This is a genomic window from Shinella sp. (assembly GCF_035998705.1).
GTDB lineage: Bacteria > Pseudomonadota > Alphaproteobacteria > Rhizobiales > Rhizobiaceae > Shinella.
Genome location: NZ_DASYHH010000033.1, coordinates 47,369 through 70,771, shown reverse-complemented (window position 1 = coordinate 70,771; position 23,403 = coordinate 47,369). Strand labels below are relative to the sequence as shown.

The window sequence follows — 23,403 nt, the reverse complement described above, 5'->3', positions numbered from 1 at the left end:
CGGCGCGGATCTTCGTGGTTTTATCTTGGATGCGGATGCAGGCACAGACTCGTAATTTTGACCAGGAATCTAGTGAGGGGTATCATGGTAAGAGACGACGAGATGGATTCCGACAGGGAATCGATTGATATTTTCCGGACTGCAGGACTGACCAGCAGCGACATTCGTGTCGACTTCCGGGACCAGATGGAAAGGCAGTCGCAGCGATATGCCGTGAACGATTATGTCGCGATCTTCGACAAGCGTAACCTTGATCGCGAATGTCTGGCCAACAGCCTCGATTCCCACCAGATCGGCATCAGCATCTTCACCTTTTCGGGCCTGACGAGCTGGCAGCAGCGCAAGGGCGCGCTCGGCACGCTGCGCGCCGCACTTCTCAACATCGGCAGCAACAGCGTCACCGATCCCGGGCTTCGCGACGAGATCACCCAGCTCGTGACGACGCTGGAGCCGGTGCCCGTCGTCGTCCTTTCGGACAATCAGGACATCGAACACGTCTTGCAGGTCATCGACCTCGGCGTGCACGGGCTCATTCCAAGCACGGTCGATATCGACGTCTGCATCGAGGCGATCGGGCTTGCCATCGCCGGCGGGCAGTTCGTGCCGGCAAGCAGCGTCCTGGCGATGCGCGGCCTGCTCGGCAGCTACGCCTCGCGCAAGATCTGCGGCTCCGCCTTCACGGTGCGCCAGGCCGCCGTCGCCGAGGCGCTGCGCCGCGGCAAAGCCAACAAGATGATCGCCCGCGAACTCAATCTCTGCGAGAGCACGGTGAAAGTGCACATTCGCAACATCATGAAGAAGCTCGGCGCCACCAACCGTACGGAAGTCGCCTGCAAGGTGGGCGAAATCCTGTCGGACGAGACGCTTCATAACAGCAGGGCATAGGCCCGTTCCACAACAGGAAGTCCGCCATGATCTGGTCCGAAAATCAGGCCGGCCCGGAGGAGCCCGCCATTCCGAGGGTGTTTTCGGCCATCGTGGAGCGACGGTGGTTGATCCTCTTCTGCGTTGCCGCAGGCCTGGGGGGCGCCGTCGTCAGCTACAAGGATCAACCGTCCCGCTATCGCGCCGAGGCGGTGCTGGCGCTCGACGCGCGCAAGTTCCAGGCCCTGCCGACCGAATCCGTCATCTCGTCGTTGCCGCAGGAAAGCCCGGTACTGCGCACCGAGGTCGATATCATCTCCTCCCGCTCGATGGCGGAACGGGTCCTGGCCCATCTGCAGGCGGCGGGCATCGATGTCGTCAAAGGTTTTGTCCTGGCCGCAGAAAGCGGCACCGCCCAGGCCTCGCCCGGCCACGCGGCCCGCGCGATCGTCGACCGGCGCGTCCTCATCGACAAGCTGACCTCCGCCGTGCGCGTCACGAATGACGGCCGCTCCTATACGATCTACATCGCCTTCAGCGGCACGGAGCCGCAGTTCACGGCCGACGTCGCCAACGCCTATGCGGAAACCTACATTAATTATCAGGTCGATCTCCAGACCACGGCAACCCGGCGCGTCAGCGACTGGCTCGGCACGCGCCTCGTCAGCCTGCGCAGCGACCTGGAGCGCTCGGAGCACACGGCGACCTCGTTCCGCGAAAAATCCGGCATCGTCAAATCGAACGGCACGACCTTGCTGTCCCAGCAGATCGCCGGGCTGAATGGCGAGCTGGCGCGGCTCAGAGCCCAGCTTGCAGGCTCGGTCGCGCGGCTTGCCACCGCGATCGACGCGTCGGAAGGAAAGGGCGGTCTCTCCCTGTCTGAGGTCCTGAATTCCCCTGCGATCCAGCAGTTGCGCACCGAGGAAGCGCGCCTCAAGCGCCTGCTTGCGGCCATCAGCGAAAGCGGCGCGGTGAAGAACCCGCAGATCCCCGACCTGAAATCGCAGCTCGCGACGATCCAGGCGCAGATCGACGTCGAGGTGGACCAGATCGTCGGCAGCCTGCGCAACGAGATCGAGGTCACCCGGCGCCAGCAATCCGGCCTGGAGGCCAGCCTGAAACAGCTCCAGACCGAAATGTCGACGGCAAACGAATCGATCGTCCAGGCCGACCAGCTTGACCGCGAGGCGAGCGCGAACCGGGCGATCTACGAGAGCTACCTGACGCGCTACAAGCAGACGATCGAACAGGACGGCATCGCCATGGCCGAGGCGCGCATCATTTCGCGCGCCATGCCGTCCGGCACGCCGTCGAGCCCGGATCTTTCGGCCTGGATGCTGGGAGGGCTGATGTTCGGCCTGGGCGGCGGGGCGTTTCTGACCCTTCTCCTGGAGTTGCGCGCGAGCTTCCGGCGTCGCCCCGATCCGGCCGAAAGCAACCTCGGGAGCCCCGTCATCGGCCGCATCCCGGAGCTTTCGGCGCAGCAGCGCTCCAATGTCGCGGAGATGATCCGCAACAGCCGCTCGCCGCTCGCCAATGCCGTGGCCGACGTGCAGGGCCGCTTGCGGCTTTCCGCCCGGTCGGGAAACGTGCTGGTGATTTCGGTGACGTCGGCCGCCCCCGGCGAGGGCAAGACGTTCGTCGCGTCCTGTCTCGCCCGCTCGCTGGCCGCCACGGGGCTGCGCACCGTCATCGTGGATGCGAATCTCGCGGCCCCGGGCATTGCCGATGAATTCAGCGTCCTGCCGCTGCGCACGGTCGATACGGTTGCTGCATCCGAGGACGTGCCGGTCGACGAACTCGTCCGCCGCGACGGGGCGTCCGGCCTCGACCTGGTCTGCGCCGGCAGGGTGGAGGTGCCCGCCGAGCATATTCTCGGCCACAAGGGTTTTGCGCGGCTCCTCTGCACGCTCCGCCAGACCTACGACGTGGTGATCGTCGATTCGACGGCGCTGTCGAACGGTTCCAGCGCACTGCTCGTCTCCTCGCTTGCGGATACGACGGTGCTCGTCGTTCCGGCCGGCAGCGATCCCGTGTGCACGGTTCGGGCGCTGCGCACCTTGAAGACGGCCGGCATCGTGGTCGGTGGGCTCGTCATCAACAGCCCGGCGAGCCGCCGCAATGTCGTGTCCCTCGTCGCCGATCACCGTCGCCCCGCGGCGGAGGCCGCAAAACGCAGCGAACCCCCCATCGACAAGCCGTCGATCGTCGGGATGTGAGGCTTGAAACGTCATGACAGAAGTCCACGCCCTCTCACCAAAAGCGCATCGGCCCCTGCCAGGTATCCTCTGCCTGGCGCTATTGGCCTGCCTGCTGTTCCTCGCCCAGGCGTTTGCGGCGGCCGGCGCCGAGGATCAGCGCTACAGGCTGGCCCGCGGTGACGTCCTGCGCATCACGGTTTACGGGGACCTCGGATTGAGCGGGTCCTTTCCCATCGGCACGGACGGCACGATCGGCTACCCGCTGCTCGGCAACATCTCGGTCACCGGCAGGAGCATCGACGAGATTCGCGAAGCGATCGACACAGGGCTGAAGGTGCATATAGCCAATCTTTCCGTGGCGGTGGTGGTGGAAGCCTATGCGCCGGTCTTCATCGTCGGCGAGGTCCAGAGGCCCGGCCGCTACGAGTTCCGTCCCGGCATGATCGCGCTGGAGCTTTTCGCGCTCGGTGGCGGGCAGAAGGAGACGCTGGCGCAGGGAGATAATGCTGGCATGCAGCTCGCCGGCCTGCGGCAGGACTATGCCGATCTCGGCATGCAGCTTCTGGCACAGGATGTGAAGCGGGCGCGCCTGGAAGCGGAACTGAACGAACGGGACTTCAGCTATGTGGCCCGCGAAGAGCTCGGCACGCCCGATCCGCGCATCGTCCAGCAGGTCGTGCAGTCCGAGCGCACGCTGTTCGAGCTTCGCCGCGCGACGCTCGCCACCGAGCTCGAAAGCCTGGAAGTCCAGAAGAAAAGTTATGTCGAGGAGATCGACACGCTGGAGCGCAGCGGCAAGCTGCGCGACGGTGAACTCGCGCTTCTGGACGAGGACGTGAAACAGGCCCGCACCATGGTGGATCGCGGAATCACGTCCAAGACCCAGCTTCGCGAGAAGCAGCGCGAAATATCCGCGACCAACCGCGACGTGCTGGAATTCGGCTCCTTCCTCGCCCGCGCCCGCCAGAACCTGACCGCGATCGACGGCCGCCTGGTCTCCATGCGCGGACAGCGACGCGGGGACGTCGCGGCGGAACTGCGCGAGGTGAACATCGACATCCTGCGCCTTCGCCGCAAGATGACCTACAGCGTTCAGGCCATGGCCGAGGCCGGCATCGCAATGCAAAAGAAGGACGGCAGCCGGCAGGCCGCCTTCCGCTTTTCCGCCATCCGGCTGCTCGACGGCCAATATAAAGAAGTCGAGGTCGGCCAGACCGATCCGGTGATGGCGGGCGATATCCTGCGGGTCAGCCTTGCCCTGGAGGAGGGCGACGTCGTCGTACAGCGCTAGGGTATTTCCCTCCTGCGAAAGCCGGGGCGGTTTTCCAATAACTGGCTTTTCCAGCGTCGATCCGTCTGGACAATGGGCATCGAGGGGCCGACCATGAAGATCGCCTATTTCGTTCTGCCGCATATGGGCGGCACCTACACCGTGTTCCGGCACCTGCGCGGCGGCCTTGCGCCGCACGGCATCGACCTGCGCTGGCTCGGCCTTTCCCACGGCGGCTGGAGCATTCCGGCCGGACTGGAGCGCGAAGCCGCCTTCGGCACGCTCGTCGAAACGCTTGAGGGCGAGGGGAAAGGGGCCGCACGGCAGCTTGAAGAGGCCATTGTCGCGGAAGGGTTCGACGGGGTCATCGTCAACGTGCTCAGCGACCGGGTACAGACCAATATCGTGCGTTATCTCTCGCCAAAAATCCTGCGCCTGATGGTCGTGCACAACATCACGCCCGGCACCTACGCGGCCGCCCACGCGATCCGGCCGCATGTCCACGCCACCGTCTGCGTCTCGCGACGCTGCCGCGACGATCTGGTGAAGCGCCATCATTTCCCGGCCGAGCGCACCGCCGTCATCGCCAATGCCATCTCGACGGATGCCTACCCCCAGGCAGACCGGCTGCCACGGCCGATCGGGGAGGGGCTGCGGCTGCTGTTCCTCGGACGAATCGAGGATGCCTCGAAGGGTGTCTTGTGGCTGCCGGAAATCCTTGCCCGGCTGCCGGCTTCGGTGACCCTGACCATTGCCGGCGACGGTCCGGATCTTGCGCGGCTGAAGGCCGCCATGCCCGGCATGGCGCCGAGGATCGCCTATGCCGGCGCCGTCGCGGCGAATGCGGTGCCGGACCTGCTGGCGGCCCACGATGTCTTCCTCATGCCGTCGCGCTATGAGGGGCTGCCAATGGCGCTGGTGGAGGCCATGGCCGCCGGATGCGTGCCGATCGCCTCGGCGCTGCGTGGCGTGACCGACATGATCGTCGAGGACGGGAGGGACGGCCTGCTGTTCCCGGTCGGCGACCCGGCGAAGGCCGCAGGCCTGATCTGCAGCCTGGACAAGGACCGCGCGCGGTTGCACGCGCTTTCCATCGGCGCGCGGCGCAAGGTTGCCGGCGCTTTCACCGTGGACCGCATGGCGGCGCATTACGCCTCGGTGCTGCGCGATATCCAGGCAAACCCGCCGGCACTGGCCGCTCCCCTTGCCATGGACGGCTGGTCGCTGCCGCCGGGCCTGCGCCCCGGCCTGCGCACCTTCCTGCCGCAGCCCCTGAAGAACTGGCTGCGGGTGGTGCGGGAGCGCTTCTGACCTGCGGCTTGCGGCCGGCATCCGTGTCGGACGCGCGGCGAGCGCGTTGAAATAACGCGCGAAACAGGGAAATCTTGGGAAGAAAGATGGTGGGCGATGACGGACTCGAACCGCCGACATCCTCGGTGTAAACGAGGCGCTCTACCAACTGAGCTAATCGCCCGCCGCGTTGGTGGCCGTGATCTATGCGGAACCGGATCAAACCGCAAGAGGCAATCGAAAAGTTTTTTGCATTTTTTGAATGTCTCCACGGCGATAGAGAAGGGTGTGGAAACATTTCAGGGCGCGTCATTCTTTTGTCGTGAAACCTGCTTGACACCCACAGGCGAACCCCTTAGTTAGCCGCTCATCGAACGGCGCAGGCCGCTCGGGACGGGTGGTTCGCCATCCGGTTGCTTTCGAGGATGCGGGTGTAGCTCAGTTGGTTAGAGTGCCGGCCTGTCACGCCGGAGGTCGCGGGTTCGAGCCCCGTCACTCGCGCCATCGAAAGGCCGGACGAAACAGTCGGGACCGCAAGGTCACAATGCGCGGGTGTAGCTCAGTCGGTTAGAGTGCCGGCCTGTCACGCCGGAGGTCGCGGGTTCGAGCCCCGTCACTCGCGCCATTTTCCCTTCTCCTTCATATATCTGGTGCCGTTTGTTCAAGCGGCACGTGATGTCTCTCCGGTACGTCGATGATGCGATTCGCCGCGTGGTCCTCAAGGAATAAACCGGCTTCGGTGGCCTGGTGCAGATTGCCGCACCTCAGGCAGTCGTTTGGTGCGATTGCGATCCTCCATCCCGATACCAATCCGGGGTGGGGAGGGCGCATGGAGGCATTTCCCTTCGCACCTGCGGCGAAACGCCCCGAATGCCGCGCGACACGAAATCGTAACGATTTAAATGGCTTTGCTGCCGGCCTTTCCGGGCGGTCGGGAAAACAGCACAATGATTGCGGCGAAAGCCGGACAAAGCCTTGCGCGGTTGCTCTCACTGCGCTAACGACGTGGCGTTGCAACATACTTTCTCGGCTTGCAGGTCATCGACCAACAGGCGTCTTCCCGGCGCCAGCAGCAGGCAGGATGGACGCCAATGACTGAACTTCTCGGTTCCTATATCCCGATCGCCATCTTCATCGGTATTGCGCTCGTGATCGGCATTGCACTGCTGGTCGCGCCCTTTGCCGTCGCATACAAGGCCCCCGATTCGGAAAAGCTTTCCGCTTACGAGTGCGGCTTCAATGCGTTCGACGATGCGCGCATGAAATTCGACATCCGCTTCTACCTGGTGTCGATCCTCTTCATCATCTTCGACCTCGAAGTGGCCTTCCTCTTTCCCTGGGCCGTCTCCTTCGGCGACATGGGCTGGTTCGGCTTCTGGTCGATGATGGTCTTCCTCGGTGTCCTGACCATCGGCTTCATCTACGAATGGAAGAAGGGAGCACTCGAATGGGAGTAGCATCCAACACGCTCGTCGCGCCGCAGCCGAAGGGGATCATCGATCCCTCGACCGGCAAGCCCATCGGCAGCAACGATGCCTTCTTCGGCGAGATCAACAACGAACTCGCCGACAAGGGTTTTCTCGTCACCTCGACGGACGAACTCATCACCTGGGCCCGTACCGGCTCGCTGATGTGGATGACCTTCGGTCTCGCCTGCTGTGCAGTCGAGATGATGCAGTTGTCCATGCCGCGTTACGACGTCGAGCGTTTCGGCTTCGCGCCGCGCGCTTCCCCGCGCCAGTCCGACGTCATGATCGTCGCCGGCACGCTGACCAACAAGATGGCGCCCGCGCTCCGCAAGGTCTACGACCAGATGCCGGAGCCGCGTTACGTCATCTCGATGGGCTCCTGCGCGAACGGCGGCGGCTACTATCATTATTCCTATTCGGTGGTGCGCGGCTGTGACCGCGTGGTGCCGGTCGACATCTACGTACCAGGCTGTCCTCCCACGGCGGAAGCGCTCCTCTACGGCGTGCTGCTGCTGCAGAAGAAGATCCGCCGGACCGGTACGATCGAGCGATAAGGGCAGGGGACTTTAGACATGAGCGAAGCCCTCCAGGAGCTGTCCTCCTATATCGGCGAAGCGGCAGGCGGTCTCGTCGCCTCTTCGGATATCGCCTATGGCGAACTCACCCTGAAGACGGACGCGGCACGCGTCCTCGATCTTCTGACCTTCCTGCGCGACGACGTGCAGTGCGGGTTCGTCAATCTCATCGATGTCTGCGGCGTCGACTGGCCGGCGCGCGCCGAGCGCTTCGACGTGGTCTACCACCTCTTGTCGCCACGCCAGAACCAGCGCATCCGCGTCAAGGTCGCGACCGGCGAGGACGTGCCCGTTCCCTCCGCTTTCCCGGTCTATCCGGGGGCAGACTGGTTCGAGCGCGAAGCCTACGACATGTACGGCATCCTCTTCACCGGCCACCCGGACCTGCGCCGCATCCTCACCGACTACGGCTTCGAGGGCCATCCGCTGCGCAAGGATTTCCCGACCACCGGCTTCGTGGAGGTGCGTTACGACGACGAGGTCAAGCGCGTCGTGTACGAGCCCGTCGAACTGAAGCAGGAATTCCGCAACTTCGATTTTCTCTCTCCCTGGGAAGGCACCGATTACGTGCTGCCGGGCGACGAGAAGGCGAAGCAGAACTGATTTTGGGTCAGGCGACCCCGCAAGGGCGCCGGCCTCTGGAGCAAGCGGTATGAACGAGCACAACGTTCGCAACTTTAATATCAACTTCGGCCCGCAGCATCCCGCGGCGCACGGGGTTCTTCGTCTGGTCCTCGAGCTGGACGGTGAAATCGTCGAGCGCGTCGATCCGCATATCGGCCTGCTGCATCGCGGCACCGAAAAGCTCATCGAGACGAAGACCTATCTCCAGGCCGTGCCCTATTTCGACCGCCTCGACTATGTGGCGCCGATGAACCAGGAGCATGCCTTCGCGCTCGCCGTCGAGCGCCTGACGGGCACCGAGGTTCCGATCCGCGGCCAGATCATCCGCGTGCTCTATTCCGAAATCGGCCGCATCCTCTCGCATCTCTTGAACGTCACCACGCAGGCCATGGACGTCGGCGCGCTGACGCCGCCGCTCTGGGGTTTCGAAGAGCGCGAAAAGCTGATGGTGTTCTACGAGCGTGCCTGCGGCGCGCGCATGCACTCGGCCTATATCCGCCCCGGCGGCGTGCACCAGGACCTGCCGCACGAGCTGGTGGAAGACATCGGCAAGTGGATCGACCCGTTCCTGAAGACCGTCGACGACATCGACGAACTCTTGACCGGCAACCGCATCTTCAAGCAGCGCAACGTCGATATCGGCGTGGTGAAGCTGGAGGACTGCTGGGCCTGGGGCTTTTCCGGCGTCATGGTGCGCGGCTCGGGCGCTGCCTGGGACCTGCGCCGCTCGCAGCCCTACGAGTGCTATTCCGATTTCGACTTCGACATTCCGATCGGCAAGAACGGCGACTGCTACGACCGTTACGTCATCCGCATGATCGAGATGCGCGAATCGGCGAAGATCATGCGCCAGTGCGTCAACCGCCTGCTCGGCGACGCCAAGGTCGGCCCGGTCTCCTCGGTCGACGGCAAGATGGTTCCGCCGAAGCGCGGCCAGATGAAGCGGTCGATGGAAGCACTCATCCACCACTTCAAGCTCTACACCGAGGGCTATCACGTCCCGGCCGGCGAAGTTTACGCAGCCGTCGAGGCGCCGAAGGGCGAGTTCGGCGTCTATCTCGTCGCCGACGGCACCAACAAGCCCTACCGCTGCAAGATCCGCGCCCCGGGCTATGCCCACCTCCAGGCGATGGATTTCATCTGTCGCGGGCACCAGCTCGCCGACGTTTCGGCGATCCTGGGCTCCCTCGACATCGTGTTCGGCGAGGTTGACCGCTGATGCCGAGACTGGCTGCTGCCACCGCCCTTTTGCTGGTGACCGCTTTCGCTGCGCAGGCGCAGGATGCGGAAGGCGGCGTCTCGTCTGCCACGATGGGCGAGCTGGTCGGCCAGGGTTACGAGATCAAGGCTGCGGCGCCGAACGGCAGCCGCAATGTCGTATTCATGCAGAAAGACAAGTCGGCCTACGCCTGCGAATTCGTCAACACGGCGCAAACGCAGTGCAGGCAGATTAACTGAGACAAGGCGTTACAGAATGTCCGTTCGTCGACTAGCCGAAGACAATGTCCAGCCCGCGAGCTTCGCCTTTACGAAGGAGAATGCGAACTGGGCCAAGGCAACGATCAAGAAGTATCCGAAGGGCCGCGAGCAATCGGCGGTCATCCCGCTTCTGATGCGCGCACAGGAGCAGGACGGCTGGGTCACCAAGGCCTCGATCGAAGCCATCGCCGACATGCTCGGCATGGCCTATATCCGCGTGCTCGAAGTCGCGACCTTCTATACCCAGTTCCAGCTCGGGCCGGTCGGCACGCGCGCCCATGTCCAGGTCTGCGGCACGACGCCCTGCATGCTGCGCGGCGCGGAAGACCTGATCAACGTCTGCAAGAAGCGCATCCACGCCGAGCCTCACCACCTGAACGAGAGCGGTACGCTGTCCTGGGAAGAAGTCGAGTGTCTGGGCGCCTGCGTCAACGCGCCGATGATCATGATCTTCAAGGACAGCTATGAAGACCTGACCGCGACGCAGCTCGAGCACATCATCGATCGGTTCGATGCCGGCAAGGGCTCCACCATCACGCCCGGCCCGCAGGTCGACCGCATCTTTTCCGCCCCGGTCGGCGGCCTCACCAGCCTCAACGAGCCGGAACCGGCCGCCAAGAAGGTGACGACCCGCGCCAAGAAGACCGAGGACGAGAGCGTCAGCGTTCCGCCGTCGAATGCTGCAAAGCCGAAGACCGATGCGGTGGAGACCGATCCCAAGCTGAAGACGCCGGCGACCGCCAAGGCGGAAGCCGCCGCCAACACCAAGGCGACGGGCGATACGCGCGCCGAAGGCGGCGACAATGAAGCCAAGCAGCCGGTTGCGGCCGCCGTCAAGCCCTCGCTGGAGGACAAGAACCGTCCGGCCGGCATCGCGCGCCCCGCGACCGTGGACGACCTGAAGCTCATCTCCGGCGTCGGCCCGAAGATCGAGGGCATCCTGCACGCGCTGGGCATCTTCACCTTCGCACAGGTTTCCTCCTGGAAGCTGGAAGAGCGCGCCTGGGTCGATTCCTATCTGAATTTCAAGGGCCGCATCGAGCGGGACGACTGGGTCAGGCAGGCCGAGGCGCTCGCAAAGGGCGGCGAAGCGGAATACATCCGCGTGTTCGGCAAGAAGCCGCGGTAAAGAGGTGAACCATGCTTAAAGACCAGGATCGCATCTTCACCAATATCTACGGCACCAAGGACAAGTCGCTGAAGGGCGCCATGGCCCGCGGCCACTGGGACGGCACCAAGGAGCTGCTCGAAAAGGGCCGCGACTGGATCATCAACGAGGTCAAGGCGTCCGGCCTGCGCGGCCGTGGCGGCGCTGGCTTCCCGACCGGCCTCAAGTGGTCCTTCATGCCGAAGGAGAGCGACGGCCGTCCGCATTACCTCGTCGTGAACGCCGACGAATCCGAGCCCGGCACCTGCAAGGACCGCGATATCCTGCGCAACGATCCGCACACGCTGATCGAAGGCTGCGTCGTCGCCTCCTTCGCCATGGGCGCCAACGCCGCCTATATCTATGTGCGCGGCGAGTTCATCCGCGAGCGCGAGGCGCTGCAGGCGGCCATCGACGAGTGCTATGACGCCGGCCTGCTCGGCAAGAACAACAAGCTCGGCTACGACATCGACATCTACGTCCACCACGGTGCCGGCGCCTATATCTGCGGCGAGGAAACCGCGCTGCTCGAAAGCCTGGAAGGCAAGAAGGGCCAGCCGCGCCTGAAGCCGCCGTTCCCGGCGAATATGGGCCTCTACGGCTGCCCGACCACGGTCAACAACGTCGAATCGATCGCCGTCACGCCGACCATCCTGCGGCGCGGCGCCGCCTGGTTCTCCTCGTTCGGCCGTCCGAACAATGTCGGCACCAAGCTGTTCATGATGTCCGGCCACGTCAACCGGCCCTGCACGGTCGAGGAAAGCATGGGCATCTCGTTCAAGGAGATGGTCGAAAAGCACGGCGGCGGCATCCGCGGCGGCTGGGACAATCTTCTCGCCGTCATCCCGGGCGGCGCATCCTGCCCGGTCGTCAAGGGCGAGGACATGATGAATGTCACGCTCGACTTCGACGGCCTGCGCGAGGTGAAGTCCTCTTTCGGCACGGGCGGCATGATCGTCATGGATCGCTCGACCGACATCATCAAGGCGATCTGGCGCATCTCGGCCTTCTTCAAGCACGAGAGCTGCGGCCAGTGCACGCCGTGCCGCGAAGGCACCGGCTGGATGATGCGCGTCATGCAGCGCATGGTGACGGGCAATGCGCAGAAGCGCGAAATCGACATGCTGTTCGACGTGACGAAGCAGATCGAAGGCCACACGATCTGCGCGCTCGGCGATGCGGCGGCCTGGCCGATCCAGGGCCTCATCCGCAATTTCCGCCCGGAGATCGAGGCGCGTATCGACAAGTATACGGCAAACGCCACGGCGCATGGCGCCGTGCTTGAAGCAGCGGAGTAAAGGCGATGACGAAGCCGGCAGGACAGGATGCGAATGCAACCAGGGTTCAGCCGGCGCCAGCCGCCGGCGACGACCCTTTCGGTCTGGCGCCGTGGCTGAAGGAGATGCCGGGCGTGCCGCTGCATCCGCTGATGGCCCATCCGGTGGCGGCAATGGCTGCCACGACGGCGATCGGTTTCAGCATTGCGGGCCAGATGGCCGGGTTGATGCTGGGGGCGATGCAGACGGCGACGGAGCGGGCGAAGGTGGCGCTCGACGAGGCGATCGACGTCACGGCAAAGGCGGAGGAGCCGGCGCCGGAACGCAAGATCAAGGTGGCGCGCGAAAGCGCGACGCCGAAGACGGTGGAAGCGAAGCCCGCGCGCAAGGCGCCGGCCGCCAAAGCCGCCAAGGTGGATGACCTGAAGGTGATTTCGGGCATCGGGCCGAAACTGGAGCAGGTGCTGAACGGCATGGGCTTCCGGCGTTACGCCGACATCGCGGCCCTGAAGGCCGAGGATGTTGCGAGGATTGAAGCCGAACTCGGGTTCGCCGGGCGCATTGCCCGCGATCGTTGGGTGGAGCAGGCAAAGGCGCTGGCGAAGGGCAGGGGCTAGGCTCCGCCGGAACTGGCGAAACGGAACAAAGGCCGAAGGGACGGGCAGAGCGCCCAAACAACGGCTGGAGAGAATGGCGCTGGCAAGACGCAGCGACTGCGTCAAAAGCGGGAATTGAGATATGGCAAAGCTGAAAGTCGACGGAAAAGAAATCGAAGTGCCGGATCACTTCACGCTGCTTCAGGCGTGCGAGGATGCGGGCGCCGAAGTTCCGCGCTTCTGTTTCCACGAGCGGCTGTCGGTTGCCGGCAACTGCCGCATGTGCCTCGTCGAGGTGAAGGGCGGCCCGCCGAAGCCGGCGGCCTCCTGCGCCATGAGCGTACGGGACCTGCGTCCCGGCCCGAACGGCGAGCCGCCGGAAGTCTTCACCACCACGCCGATGGTCAAGAAGGCGCGCGAAGGGGTGATGGAGTTCCTGCTCATCAACCACCCGCTCGACTGCCCGATCTGCGACCAGGGCGGCGAATGCGACCTGCAGGACCAGGCGATGGCCTTCGGCATCGACAGTTCGCGCTACCAGGAAAACAAGCGCGCGGTCGAGGACAAGTATATCGGCCCGCTCGTCAAGACGATCATGAACCGCTGCATCCACTGCACGCGCTGCGTTCGGTTCACGACGGAAGTCGCCGGCATCACCGAGCTCGGCCTGATCGGCCGCGGTGAAGATGCCGAGATCACCACCTATCTCGAACAGGCGATGACCTCCGAGCTTCAGGGCAACGTGGTCGACCTCTGCCCGGTCGGCGCGCTGACCTCCAAGCCGTTCGCCTTCACGGCCCGTCCGTGGGAACTGAACAAGACCGAATCGATCGACGTCATGGACGCCGTCGGCTCGGCGATCCGCGTCGATACCCGTGGGCGCGAAGTCATGCGCATCCTGCCGCGCGTCAATGAAGAGATCAACGAAGAGTGGATCTCCGACAAGACCCGCTTCATCTGGGACGGCCTGAAGACCCAGCGGCTCGACCGTCCGTACGTCCGCAAGGACGGCCGCCTCCAGCCCGCCACCTGGGCAGAGGCTTTCGGCGCCATCAAGACCGCCGTTGCCGGCACGTCCGGTGACCGCATCGGCGCGATCGCCGGCGACCTTGCCTCCGTCGAGGAAATGTTTGCGCTGCGCGAACTGATGACCGCGCTCGGCTCGAGCAATATCGACTGCCGCCAGGACGGCTCCACGCTCGATCCGTCGCTCGGCCGCGCCAGCTACCTCTTCAACCCGACCATCGAAGGCATCGAACAGGCCGATGCGCTGCTGATCGTCGGCTCCAATCCGCGCTTCGAGGCGGCCGTGCTCAACGCCCGCATCCGCAAGCGCTGGCGGATGGACAATTTCCCGATCGGCGTGATCGGCGAACAGGGCGAGCTGCGCTACGGCTACGAATATCTCGGCGCCGGCACGGACACGCTCTCCGGCCTCATCGACGGCTCTGTCAAGTTCGCCGCCAAGCTGAAGAAGGCCGAGCGTCCGATGATCATCATCGGTCAGGGTGCGCTGTCGCGCGCCGATGGCCTCGCCGTCCTTTCGGCCGTCACGAAGCTCGCCGAAAGCGTCGGCGCGGTGAAGGCGGACTGGAACGGCCTCGCCGTTCTGCACACCGCGGCGTCCCGCGTCGGCGGCCTCGACCTCGGCTTCGTGCCGGGCGACGGCGGCAAGGTCGCAGCCGACATGCTTGATGGCACGGACGTGCTCTTCCTGCTCGGCGCCGACGAAATGGATTTTGCCAGGAAGACCGCCTTCACCGTCTATATCGGCTCGCATGGCGACAACGCGGCGCATGTCGCTGACGTCATCCTGCCGGGCGCGACCTATACCGAGAAGTCGGGCACCTGGGTCAACACCGAAGGCCGCGTCCAGGTGGGCAACCGCGCCGGCTTCGCGCCGGGCGACGCCCGCGAGGACTGGGCGATCCTGCGTGCACTGTCCGACGTGCTCGGAAGCAAGCTGCCCTTCGATTCGCTCGTGCAGCTGCGCGCGAAACTCCACGCCGCACACCCGCATTTTGCCGCAGTCGACGAGATTGCGACGGGCGATAGCGCCGATCTTTCCGCACTTGCGAAAAAAGGCGGGACGATGGCGAATTCCGGGTTTGCGTCTCCGATCAAAGACTTCTATTTGACGAACCCGATAGCGCGCGCCTCCGCGGTCATGGCCGAGTGCTCTGCGCTGGCCCGCAACAATTTCAAAGCCGCGGCGGAATGAGCGCGAAGGAATAAGACGTTATGGACGCTTTCATTTCGACCTACGTTTGGCCTGGCCTGATCATGGTGGCCCAGTCGCTCCTGCTGCTGGTCGCGCTGCTGGTCTTCATCGCCTACGTGCTTCTCGCCGACCGCAAGATCTGGGCCGCCGTACAGCTGCGCCGCGGCCCGAACGTCGTCGGCCCCTGGGGCCTGTTCCAGTCCTTCGCCGACCTTCTGAAGTTCGTCTTCAAGGAGCCGGTGATCCCGGCGACCGCCAACAAGGTGATCTTCCTGCTCGCCCCGCTCGTCTCGGTGACGCTGGCGCTCGCCACCTGGGCGGTCGTGCCGCTGAACGACGGCTGGGTCATCGCCAACATCAATGTCGGCATCCTCTACATCTTCGCGATCTCGTCTCTCGAAGTGTATGGCATCATCATGGGCGGCTGGGCTTCGAACTCGAAGTACCCGTTCCTCGGTGCGCTGCGCTCCGCCGCACAGATGGTCTCCTACGAAGTCTCGATCGGTTTTGTCATCGTCACCGTGCTGCTCTGCGTCGGCTCGCTGAATCTGACGGACATCGTCAATTCGCAGCGCGACGGCATCGGCACGATGATCGGCCTGCCAGGTTCTTTCCTGGATTGGCACTGGCTGGCGCTCTTCCCGATGTTCGTGGTGTTCTTCATCTCGGCGCTGGCCGAAACGAACCGCCCGCCCTTCGACCTTCCGGAAGCCGAATCCGAACTCGTCGCCGGCTTCATGGTGGAATACGGCTCGACCCCGTACATGATGTTCATGCTCGGTGAATATGCCGCCATCTGCCTGATGTGCGCGCTGACGACGATCCTCTTCCTCGGCGGCTGGCTGCCCCCGGTCGACGTCTGGTTCCTCAATTGGGTCCCGGGCATCATCTGGTTCGTGCTCAAGGCCTCCTTCGTCTTCTTCATGTTCGCGATGGTGAAGGCCTTCGTGCCGCGCTACCGCTACGACCAGCTCATGCGTCTGGGCTGGAAGGTTTTCCTTCCGATCTCGCTCGCCATGGTGGTCATCGTTGCATTCGTGCTGAAGCTCACGGGCTGGTCCGCATGAGGACCGCCCCGACCCTCAGCAGCATTGGAGCTTGAAATGGCTAGTATCTCACAAGCCGTAAATTCGCTGTTCCTCAAGGAATTCGTGGCCGCCTTCTTCCTGTCGATGCGCTACTTCTTCCGCCCGAAGGCGACGGTGAACTATCCCTTCGAAAAGGGTCCGGTCTCCCCGCGCTTTCGTGGTGAGCATGCGCTGCGCCGTTACCCGAACGGCGAAGAGCGCTGCATTGCCTGCAAGCTGTGCGAGGCGATCTGTCCTGCCCAGGCCATCACCATCGAGGCGGGTCCGCGCCGCAACGACGGCACGCGCCGCACGGTGCGTTACGATATCGACATGGTGAAGTGCATTTATTGCGGCTTCTGCCAGGAAGCCTGCCCGGTCGACGCCATCGTCGAAGGTCCGAACTTCGAATTCGCGACCGAGACGCGCGAGGAGCTCTACTACGACAAGCAGAAGCTGCTCGAAAACGGCGATCGCTGGGAGCGGGAAATCGCCCGCAACATCGCGATGGATTCGCCTTACCGCTGATCGGCGGAAAGGCAAGATGAACGTAAGTGCCTGACGAGTGGTCGTCAGGCTTCGACGGGGAAGGGGGACCTTCTTCGGGGAAGACGAAAAGGCACCAAAATGGGTCTCCAGGCTCTATTCTTCTATCTCTTCGCCTTCGTGGCGGTGGCGTCCGCCTTCATGGTGATCTCGTCCAGGAATCCGGTCTATTCCGTGCTGTTCCTGATCCTCACCTTCTTCAACTCGGCAGGCCTGTTCCTGCTGACGGGCGCCGAATTCCTGGCGATGATCCTGCTGGTCGTCTATGTCGGCGCAGTCGCGGTTCTCTTCCTCTTCGTCGTGATGATGCTCGACATCGACTTTGCCGAATTGCGGACAGGGGCGCTGGAATATGCGCCGGTCGGCGCGCTGATCGGCCTCATTCTTGCGGCGGAGCTGATCATTGTTGTGGGCGGCTCGACCTTTGCGCCGGAGATCGCCAAGAACATATCGATGCCGATCCCGCCGGTCTCCGAGCGGACGAACACGGCAGCCCTCGGCGACGTGCTCTACACGCACTACGTCTATTTCTTCCAGATCGCCGGCCTCGTGCTGCTCGTCGCCATGATCGGCGCGATCGTGCTGACGTTGCGCCACAAGCCGAACATCAAACGCCAGAACATCTCGCAGCAGGTTGCCCGCACGCCGGAAACCGCCGTCGAGGTCGTCAAGGTGAAGCCCGGCCAGGGCATCTGAGGCAGCGCGGGACCAAGGAAAAGCAAAATGGAAATCGGTATTTCCCACTATCTCACCGTCAGCGCCATCCTCTTCACCCTCGGCGTCTTCGGCATCTTCCTGAACCGGAAGAACGTCATCGTCATCCTGATGTCGATCGAGCTCATCCTGCTAGCGGTCAACATCAACATGGTCGCGTTCTCGGCCTTCCTGAACGATATCGTCGGCCAGGTCTTCGCGCTGTTCATTCTGACCGTTGCGGCTGCTGAAGCGGCTATCGGTCTTGCAATTCTCGTCGTCTTCTACCGCAACCGCGGTTCGATCGCCGTCGAAGACGTCAATATGATGAAGGGCTGATCGGGTCATGGATACCATCATCAAGGCAATCGTCTTCCTTCCCCTGATCGGCTTCCTCATCGCCGGCATCGGCGGCAATGCGATCGGCGCCAAGGCGTCCGAATACGTCACCTCCGGCTTCATGATCCTGGCCGCAGTCCTGTCGTGGATCGTCTTCTTCGACGTCGCCATGGGCGAGACGGAGATGGTCAAGGTCAGCGTGCTGCGCTGGATCCAGTCCGGCGGCTTCGATGTCGAATGGGCGTTCCGCGTCGATACGCTGACGGCCGTCATGCTCGTCGTCGTCAATTCGGTCTCGACGCTCGTACATATCTACTCCATCGGCTACATGCACCACGACCATCACCGGCCGCGGTTTTTCGCCTATCTCTCGCTCTTCACCTTCGCCATGCTCATGCTGGTGACGTCGGACAATCTTCTCCAGATGTTCTTCGGCTGGGAAGGCGTGGGTCTCGCGTCCTACCTGCTGATCGGCTTCTGGTACAAGAAGCCGTCCGCCTGCGCCGCCGCCATGAAGGCCTTCATCGTCAACCGCGTCGGCGACTTCGGCTTCGCGCTCGGCATCTTCTCGATCTTCGTGCTGTTCGGCTCGATCAACTTCGAGACGATTTTTGCGACCGCCGCCACCTACCTGCCGGCTGAAGGTGCTGCGGACGCCACTGCGCCCGTCATCAACCTCTTCGGCATGACGCTCGACAAGTCGCAGGCGCTGACCGCCACCTGCCTGCTGCTCTTCATGGGCGCGATGGGCAAGTCGGCGCAGTTCCTGCTGCACACCTGGCTGCCGGACGCCATGGAAGGCCCGACCCCGGTTTCGGCCCTCATCCATGCCGCAACCATGGTCACGGCCGGCGTCTTCCTTGTCGCCCGCATGTCGCCGCTGTTCGAATTGTCGCACACCGCCCTCATGGTCGTGACGCTCGTCGGCGCGATCACCGCCTTCTTCGCGGCGACCGTCGGCCTCGTGCAGAACGACATCAAGCGCGTCATCGCCTATTCCACCTGCTCGCAGCTCGGCTACATGTTCGTGGCGCTCGGCATCGGCGCTTACGGTGCGGCGATATTCCACCTCTTCACGCACGCCTTCTTCAAGGCGCTGTTGTTCCTTGGCGCCGGCTCCGTCATCCACGCCGTCGATGGCGAGCAGGATATGCGCTACATGGGTGGTCTGCGCAAACACATCCCGATCACCTTCTGGATGATGACGATCGGCACGCTGGCGCTGACCGGCGTCGGCATCCCGGGCACGGTCATCGGCTTCGCCGGCTTCTTCTCGAAGGACGCGATCATCGAATCGACCTTCGCCTCGCACAGCCCCGTCGCCGGCTTCGCCTTCGTGCTGCTGGTCATCGCGGCACTCTTCACCAGCTTCTACTCCTGGCGCCTGGCCTTCATGACCTTCTTCGGCAAGCCGCGCGCCTCCGCCGACGTCATGCACCATGTGCACGAATCGCCGGCCGTGATGCTGATCCCGCTCTACCTGCTGGCAACCGGCGCGGTCGTCGCGGGCGTGATCTTCGTCGAATATTTCTTCGGCCACCACTATGGCGAATTCTGGCAGGGCGCGCTGTTCACGCTGCCGGAAAACGAGCTGGTCAACGAGTACCACCACGTCCCCCTCTGGGTGAAGTGGAGCCCGTTTGCCGCCATGGCCATCGGTTTCGTCACCGCCTGGTACATGTACATCCGCTCGCCGGAAACGCCGAAATACCTCGCCGAGCAGCATCGCGGGCTCTACCAGTTCCTGCTCAACAAGTGGTACTTCGACGAACTGTACGACTTCCTCTTCGTCCGTCCCGCCATGCGGCTCGGCAAGTTCCTCTGGAAGAAGGGTGACGGCACCGTCATCGACGGCCTCGGCCCGAACGGCATCGCCGCCCGCGTCATGGACGTCACGGATCGTGTCGTGCGCCTTCAGACCGGTTACCTCTATCACTACGCATTCGCGATGTTGCTGGGTATTGCAGCACTCGTCACCTGGATGATGCTCGGGAGCTCCCTCTGATGACCGATTGGCCCATTCTTTCAGCGGTCACCTTTCTCCCGCTCGTCGGCGTGGCGCTTCTGCTGCTGACCCGCGAGGACAGCCCCTATGGCCGCCGCAACATCCTGAATGTCTCGCTTCTGACGACGGTCTTCACCTTCGTCCTCTCGCTCTTCATCTGGATCGGCTTCGACAATGCGAATCCGGGCTTCCAGATGGTCGAGAAGGCCGACTGGCTCGGCACCGGCATTTCCTACCATCTGGGCGTCGACGGCATCTCCATGCTGTTCGTCATCCTGTCGACCTTCCTGATGCCGTTCTGCGTGCTCGCGAGCTGGCATTCGATCGAAAATCGCCTGCGCGAATACATGATCGCCTTCCTGCTTCTGGAAGTGTTCATGGTCGGCGTTTTCGTGTCGCTCGATATCGTGCTGTTCTACGTGTTCTTCGAAGCCGGCCTCATTCCGATGTTCATCATCATCGGCGTGTGGGGCGGCAAGGATCGCGTCTACGCCTCCTACAAGTTCTTCCTCTACACGCTGCTCGGCTCGGTGCTGATGCTGCTCGCTATCATGGCGATGTACTGGCAGGCCGGCACGACGGACATCACGGAACTCCTCGCCTACAACTTCCCGCCGCATATGCAGACCTGGCTGTGGCTCGCCTTCTTCGCCTCCTTCGCGGTGAAGATGCCGATGTGGCCGGTGCACACTTGGCTTCCGGATGCGCACGTCCAGGCGCCGACGGCGGGCTCTGTCATCCTGGCCGGCGTGCTGCTAAAGCTTGGCGGCTACGGTTTCATCCGCTTCTCGCTCGCCATGTTCCCGCTGGCCTCCGACTATTTCGCGCCCTTCGTCTTCGCGCTGTCGGTCATCGCCATCATCTACACCTCGCTGGTGGCGCTGATGCAGGACGACATCAAGAAGCTGATCGCCTATTCGTCGGTCGCCCACATGGGCTACGTCACCATGGGCATCTTCGCGGCAAACGTGCAGGGTCTCCAGGGCGCCATCTTCCAGATGCTGTCGCACGGCATCGTCTCCGGCGCGCTCTTCCTCTGCGTCGGTGTCGTCTATGACCGGCTGCACACCCGCGAGATCTCCGCCTATGGCGGCCTCGTCAACAACATGCCGAAATACGCCGTCGCCTTCATGATCCTCACCATGGCGAATGTCGGCCTGCCTGGCACCTCGGGCTTCGTCGGCGAAATCATGACGCTGGTCGGCGTCTTCCGCGCCAACACCTGGGTCGCCTTCTTCGCCACGACGGGCGTCATCCTGTCGGCTTCCTACGCGCTCTGGCTCTACCGCCGGGTGATCTTCGGTGCGCTCGAGAAGGAAAGCCTGAAGTCGCTGCTCGATCTCGATCTACGCGAAAAGCTGCTGCTCTATCCGCTCGTGATCCTCACGATCTTCTACGGCGTCTATCCGGCGCCGGTGTTCGATGCGACGGCGGCCTCGGTCGACGCGCTGCTCAACAACTACTCCGCGGCTCTGCAGGCGGCGCAATCCGTTGCGCTCACGGCGAACTGACGACGGGACCTGACGATATGACCGCTGATACAATCCTCGCCAGCCTTCAGCTCTCGCTGCCGGAGATCATCCTCGCCGTCGGCGCCCTGGCCCTGCTGATGATCGGTGTCTTCTCCGGCGAACGCTCGGGCACCACCGTCATCGGGCTTGCCGTCGCGCTGCTGATCATCTCCGGCCTCTGGCTGGTGCTCGCCACCGGCGAGGGCCAGGCCTATGGCGGCGCCTTCGTCTCCGATGCCTTCGCCAAGTTCATGAAGGTGCTGGCGCTGATCGGCTCCATCACCGCCATGGTGATGACCGTCGGCCACGCCCGCTCGGAACAGCTTGATCGCTTCGAGTTCCCGGTCCTCATCGTTCTGTCGACGCTCGGCATGCTGCTGATGATCTCGGCCAACAGCCTGCTGTCGCTCTACCTCGCGCTGGAACTCCAGTCGCTGGCGCTCTACGTCGTCGCCGCGATCAACCGCGACAGCCTGCGCTCGACGGAAGCCGGCCTCAAATACTTCGTGCTCGGCGCGCTCTCCTCCGGCATGCTGCTCTACGGCATGTCGCTGGTCTACGGTTTTACGGGCCATATCGGTTTCCAGGAAATCGCGGCAGCGCTGACCGCCGAAGGCCGTTCGCTCGGCCTCGTCTTCGGCCTGGTCTTCATCCTCGCCGGCCTTGCCTTCAAGATCTCCGCCGTGCCGTTCCACATGTGGACGCCGGACGTCTATGAAGGCGCGCCGACCCCCGTCACGGCCTTCTTCGCGGCAGCCCCCAAGGTTGCCGCCATGGCCATGCTGGTGCGCATCGTCATCGAGGCCTTCGAGCCTGTCGTCGCCGATTGGCAGCAGGTCATCGTCTTCATCTCGATCGCCTCCATGCTGCTCGGCTCGTTTGCCGCCATCGGCCAGCGCAACATCAAGCGCCTGATGGCCTATTCCTCGATCGGCCATATGGGTTATGCGCTGGTTGGCCTTGCCGCCGGCTCCATGGCCGGTGTGCGCGGCGTGGCGCTCTACATGCTGATCTACATGGTCATGACGCTCGGCACCTTCGCCTGCATCCTGGCGATGCGCCGCAAGGAAGGCGGCAATGTCGAGAATATCGACGATCTCGCCGGCCTCTCCTCGACCAACCCCTTCATGGCGACGGTGCTGACGATCCTGATGTTCTCGCTCGCCGGCATCCCGCCGATGGCAGGCTTCTTCGCAAAATACTTCGTCTTCATGGCGGCGATCGAAGCGCATCTCTATGCGCTCGCCATCATCGGCGTGCTCGCATCGGTCGTCGGCGCCTATTACTATCTGCGCATCATCAAGGTGATGTGGTTCGACGAGGCGACCGGTGAGTTCGCCCGCACCGCCGGCGAACTGAAGCTGGTCTTCGGGCTCTCCGGCCTGTTCGTCGTCGGCTACGTGCTGATCGGCGGCCCGATCGGCGCTGCCGCCGAAGCCGCGGCGCGGACCTTCTTTTGAGCGGCTCCGAAAATCCTCGGCCGTTGTCGCTCGACGATTTCCGGCACGAGGCGCTCGCCGAGGTCGGCTCGACCAATACGGAATGCCTGGAGCGCGCCCGAAAGGGCGCGCTTTCCGGTCTCTGGATCACCGCCGAACGCCAGACGGGCGGGCGCGGCCGGCGCGGGCGGGCCTGGTTTTCCGAGCCGGGCAATCTCTACGCCTCGCTGATGCTGGTCGATCCGGCGCCGATGGAACGCCTCGGCTCCCTGCCGCTCGCCGTCGCGGTCGCCGTGCAGGCCGCCGTCAGCCGCATCATGCCGCTCGCGGCACCCGACGTGCTGATCAAGTGGCCGAACGACATTCTGGTCGACCGCCGCAAGGTCTGCGGCATCCTCATCGAGGGGGAGACGCTGCCCGATGGCCGGCATGGACTGGCGATCGGCATCGGCATCAATGTCGCCGTGGCGCCCGATGCGGGCCTCTATCCGGTCGCCACCCTGCGTGATTTCGGCGCCGCCGCTTCCCCTGACGAATTGTTCGCCTATCTCTTCCAGTCGATGGCCGAAACGCTGTCGCTGTGGGACGCCGGACGGGGGATCTCGGCCATCATGGAACGCTGGAAACAGGTGGCCGGCGGCATCGGGGAAAACATAACGGTCAACCTTCCCGACCGTTCGATTTCCGGGCGCTTCGCCGGAATTGATGATACAGGTCTCCTGAAACTGGAGACGGATGATGGCGGCGCGCGACTGATCGCGGCCGGCGACGTGTTTTTTGGATAGGACTT

At 63.7% G+C, this 23,403-nt stretch carries 21 protein-coding genes and 3 tRNA genes; 23 read left to right on the top strand and 1 reads right to left on the bottom strand.

Features of this window, described 5'->3' with window-relative positions:
- Positions 1-84: 84 nt before the first annotated feature.
- The 4 genes from VGN93_RS28585 (at position 85) to VGN93_RS28570 (ending at position 5,646) form a co-directional block, all read left to right on the top strand.
- Positions 85-885: a response regulator transcription factor gene (locus VGN93_RS28585; protein ID WP_319311823.1), complete on the top strand. Its 801-nt coding sequence runs from the start codon at positions 85-87 to the stop codon at positions 883-885.
- Between the two features lie 26 nt (positions 886-911).
- A complete protein-coding gene (locus tag VGN93_RS28580; RefSeq protein ID WP_327510303.1) occupies positions 912-3,083 on the top strand; it encodes a polysaccharide biosynthesis tyrosine autokinase in 2,172 nt (723 codons plus the stop codon).
- A 13-nt stretch (positions 3,084-3,096) separates the two neighbouring features.
- Positions 3,097-4,356, top strand: coding sequence for a polysaccharide biosynthesis/export family protein (locus VGN93_RS28575; protein ID WP_327510302.1), 1,260 nt, complete (start codon positions 3,097-3,099; stop codon positions 4,354-4,356).
- A gap of 93 nt (positions 4,357-4,449) precedes the next feature.
- Positions 4,450-5,646 carry a glycosyltransferase family 4 protein gene (locus VGN93_RS28570; RefSeq protein WP_327510301.1) on the top strand — a complete coding sequence of 399 codons (1,197 nt, stop codon included), beginning with the start codon at positions 4,450-4,452 and terminating at the stop codon, positions 5,644-5,646.
- Between the two features lie 87 nt (positions 5,647-5,733).
- Here VGN93_RS28570 and VGN93_RS28565 read toward each other — a convergent pair.
- Positions 5,734-5,809 (bottom strand) — tRNA-Val (locus tag VGN93_RS28565).
- 243 nt (positions 5,810-6,052) lie between these two features.
- On the opposite strand from VGN93_RS28565, the gene VGN93_RS28560 reads away from it, so the two are divergent.
- From VGN93_RS28560 to VGN93_RS28470, 19 genes are all read left to right on the top strand, one after another.
- Positions 6,053-6,129, top strand: a tRNA-Asp gene (locus tag VGN93_RS28560).
- A 44-nt stretch (positions 6,130-6,173) separates the two neighbouring features.
- Positions 6,174-6,250: transfer RNA gene (locus VGN93_RS28555), tRNA-Asp, on the top strand.
- Positions 6,251-6,716: 466 nt separating this feature from the next.
- Positions 6,717-7,082: an NADH-quinone oxidoreductase subunit A gene (locus VGN93_RS28550; RefSeq protein ID WP_119258712.1), complete on the top strand. Its 366-nt coding sequence runs from the start codon at positions 6,717-6,719 to the stop codon at positions 7,080-7,082.
- Positions 7,073-7,648: a NuoB/complex I 20 kDa subunit family protein gene (locus VGN93_RS28545; protein WP_134652285.1), complete on the top strand. Its 576-nt coding sequence runs from the start codon at positions 7,073-7,075 to the stop codon at positions 7,646-7,648. The genes VGN93_RS28550 and VGN93_RS28545 overlap by 10 nt, the downstream gene beginning before the upstream one ends.
- 18 nt (positions 7,649-7,666) lie before the next feature.
- Positions 7,667-8,272, top strand: coding sequence for an NADH-quinone oxidoreductase subunit C (locus VGN93_RS28540; protein ID WP_327510300.1), 606 nt, complete (start codon positions 7,667-7,669; stop codon positions 8,270-8,272).
- A 49-nt stretch (positions 8,273-8,321) separates the two neighbouring features.
- Positions 8,322-9,512 (top strand): NADH-quinone oxidoreductase subunit D, encoded by a 1,191-nt coding sequence (locus tag VGN93_RS28535; RefSeq protein WP_327510299.1) that lies wholly within the window; start codon positions 8,322-8,324, stop codon positions 9,510-9,512.
- The gene (locus tag VGN93_RS28530; RefSeq protein WP_327510298.1) at positions 9,512-9,751 is read left to right on the top strand and encodes a hypothetical protein; all 240 of its coding nucleotides are present in this window, start codon (positions 9,512-9,514) and stop codon (positions 9,749-9,751) included. Before VGN93_RS28535 ends, VGN93_RS28530 begins: the two co-directional genes overlap by 1 nt.
- Before the next feature lie 16 nt (positions 9,752-9,767).
- Entirely contained in the window at positions 9,768-10,901 is a 1,134-nt protein-coding gene (locus VGN93_RS28525; protein WP_327510297.1) for an NADH-quinone oxidoreductase subunit E, read from the top strand.
- 11 nt (positions 10,902-10,912) lie between these two features.
- The gene (gene nuoF, locus VGN93_RS28520) at positions 10,913-12,217 is read left to right on the top strand and encodes an NADH-quinone oxidoreductase subunit NuoF (RefSeq protein ID WP_319311849.1); all 1,305 of its coding nucleotides are present in this window, start codon (positions 10,913-10,915) and stop codon (positions 12,215-12,217) included.
- A 5-nt stretch (positions 12,218-12,222) separates the two neighbouring features.
- On the top strand, positions 12,223-12,813 hold the full coding sequence (locus VGN93_RS28515) for a hypothetical protein (protein WP_327510296.1): 591 nt from the start codon (positions 12,223-12,225) through the stop codon (positions 12,811-12,813).
- A gap of 121 nt (positions 12,814-12,934) precedes the next feature.
- Entirely contained in the window at positions 12,935-15,013 is a 2,079-nt protein-coding gene (gene nuoG, locus VGN93_RS28510) for an NADH-quinone oxidoreductase subunit NuoG (RefSeq protein WP_327510295.1), read from the top strand.
- Between the two features lie 20 nt (positions 15,014-15,033).
- On the top strand, positions 15,034-16,080 hold the full coding sequence (gene nuoH / locus VGN93_RS28505; RefSeq protein WP_327510294.1) for an NADH-quinone oxidoreductase subunit NuoH: 1,047 nt from the start codon (positions 15,034-15,036) through the stop codon (positions 16,078-16,080).
- A gap of 36 nt (positions 16,081-16,116) precedes the next feature.
- Entirely contained in the window at positions 16,117-16,608 is a 492-nt protein-coding gene (gene nuoI, locus VGN93_RS28500) for an NADH-quinone oxidoreductase subunit NuoI (protein ID WP_327510293.1), read from the top strand.
- 99 nt (positions 16,609-16,707) lie between these two features.
- Positions 16,708-17,322 (top strand): NADH-quinone oxidoreductase subunit J, encoded by a 615-nt coding sequence (locus VGN93_RS28495; RefSeq protein ID WP_327510292.1) that lies wholly within the window; start codon positions 16,708-16,710, stop codon positions 17,320-17,322.
- 27 nt (positions 17,323-17,349) lie between these two features.
- Complete coding sequence (nuoK, locus tag VGN93_RS28490) at positions 17,350-17,658, top strand: NADH-quinone oxidoreductase subunit NuoK (RefSeq protein WP_160860343.1); 309 nt, start codon at positions 17,350-17,352, stop codon at positions 17,656-17,658.
- A gap of 7 nt (positions 17,659-17,665) precedes the next feature.
- Positions 17,666-19,663 carry an NADH-quinone oxidoreductase subunit L gene (gene nuoL, locus VGN93_RS28485; RefSeq protein WP_327510291.1) on the top strand — a complete coding sequence of 666 codons (1,998 nt, stop codon included), beginning with the start codon at positions 17,666-17,668 and terminating at the stop codon, positions 19,661-19,663.
- Positions 19,663-21,174, top strand: coding sequence for an NADH-quinone oxidoreductase subunit M (locus tag VGN93_RS28480; RefSeq protein WP_327510290.1), 1,512 nt, complete (start codon positions 19,663-19,665; stop codon positions 21,172-21,174). The genes nuoL and VGN93_RS28480 overlap by 1 nt, the downstream gene beginning before the upstream one ends.
- A 17-nt stretch (positions 21,175-21,191) precedes the next feature.
- A complete protein-coding gene (gene nuoN, locus VGN93_RS28475; RefSeq protein WP_319311867.1) occupies positions 21,192-22,634 on the top strand; it encodes an NADH-quinone oxidoreductase subunit NuoN in 1,443 nt (480 codons plus the stop codon).
- A complete protein-coding gene (locus tag VGN93_RS28470; protein WP_327510289.1) occupies positions 22,631-23,398 on the top strand; it encodes a biotin--[acetyl-CoA-carboxylase] ligase in 768 nt (255 codons plus the stop codon). The genes nuoN and VGN93_RS28470 overlap by 4 nt, the downstream gene beginning before the upstream one ends.
- Positions 23,399-23,403 lie beyond the last annotated feature (5 nt).

Coding starts and splice junctions, on each gene's coding strand:
- VGN93_RS28525 (WP_327510297.1), top strand. CDS start 9,768: ATGTCCGTTCGTCGACTAGCCGAAGACAATGTCCAGCCCGCGAGCTTC.
- VGN93_RS28545 (WP_134652285.1), top strand. CDS start 7,073: ATGGGAGTAGCATCCAACACGCTCGTCGCGCCGCAGCCGAAGGGGATC.
- nuoK (WP_160860343.1), top strand. CDS start 17,350: ATGGAAATCGGTATTTCCCACTATCTCACCGTCAGCGCCATCCTCTTC.
- VGN93_RS28480 (WP_327510290.1), top strand. CDS start 19,663: ATGACCGATTGGCCCATTCTTTCAGCGGTCACCTTTCTCCCGCTCGTC.
- nuoI (WP_327510293.1), top strand. CDS start 16,117: ATGGCTAGTATCTCACAAGCCGTAAATTCGCTGTTCCTCAAGGAATTC.
- VGN93_RS28535 (WP_327510299.1), top strand. CDS start 8,322: ATGAACGAGCACAACGTTCGCAACTTTAATATCAACTTCGGCCCGCAG.
- VGN93_RS28515 (WP_327510296.1), top strand. CDS start 12,223: ATGACGAAGCCGGCAGGACAGGATGCGAATGCAACCAGGGTTCAGCCG.
- VGN93_RS28550 (WP_119258712.1), top strand. CDS start 6,717: ATGACTGAACTTCTCGGTTCCTATATCCCGATCGCCATCTTCATCGGT.
- VGN93_RS28575 (WP_327510302.1), top strand. CDS start 3,097: ATGACAGAAGTCCACGCCCTCTCACCAAAAGCGCATCGGCCCCTGCCA.
- nuoN (WP_319311867.1), top strand. CDS start 21,192: ATGACCGCTGATACAATCCTCGCCAGCCTTCAGCTCTCGCTGCCGGAG.
- nuoL (WP_327510291.1), top strand. CDS start 17,666: ATGGATACCATCATCAAGGCAATCGTCTTCCTTCCCCTGATCGGCTTC.
- nuoF (WP_319311849.1), top strand. CDS start 10,913: ATGCTTAAAGACCAGGATCGCATCTTCACCAATATCTACGGCACCAAG.
- VGN93_RS28495 (WP_327510292.1), top strand. CDS start 16,708: ATGGGTCTCCAGGCTCTATTCTTCTATCTCTTCGCCTTCGTGGCGGTG.
- nuoH (WP_327510294.1), top strand. CDS start 15,034: ATGGACGCTTTCATTTCGACCTACGTTTGGCCTGGCCTGATCATGGTG.
- VGN93_RS28570 (WP_327510301.1), top strand. CDS start 4,450: ATGAAGATCGCCTATTTCGTTCTGCCGCATATGGGCGGCACCTACACC.
- VGN93_RS28580 (WP_327510303.1), top strand. CDS start 912: ATGATCTGGTCCGAAAATCAGGCCGGCCCGGAGGAGCCCGCCATTCCG.
- VGN93_RS28530 (WP_327510298.1), top strand. CDS start 9,512: ATGCCGAGACTGGCTGCTGCCACCGCCCTTTTGCTGGTGACCGCTTTC.
- nuoG (WP_327510295.1), top strand. CDS start 12,935: ATGGCAAAGCTGAAAGTCGACGGAAAAGAAATCGAAGTGCCGGATCAC.
- VGN93_RS28540 (WP_327510300.1), top strand. CDS start 7,667: ATGAGCGAAGCCCTCCAGGAGCTGTCCTCCTATATCGGCGAAGCGGCA.
- VGN93_RS28585 (WP_319311823.1), top strand. CDS start 85: ATGGTAAGAGACGACGAGATGGATTCCGACAGGGAATCGATTGATATT.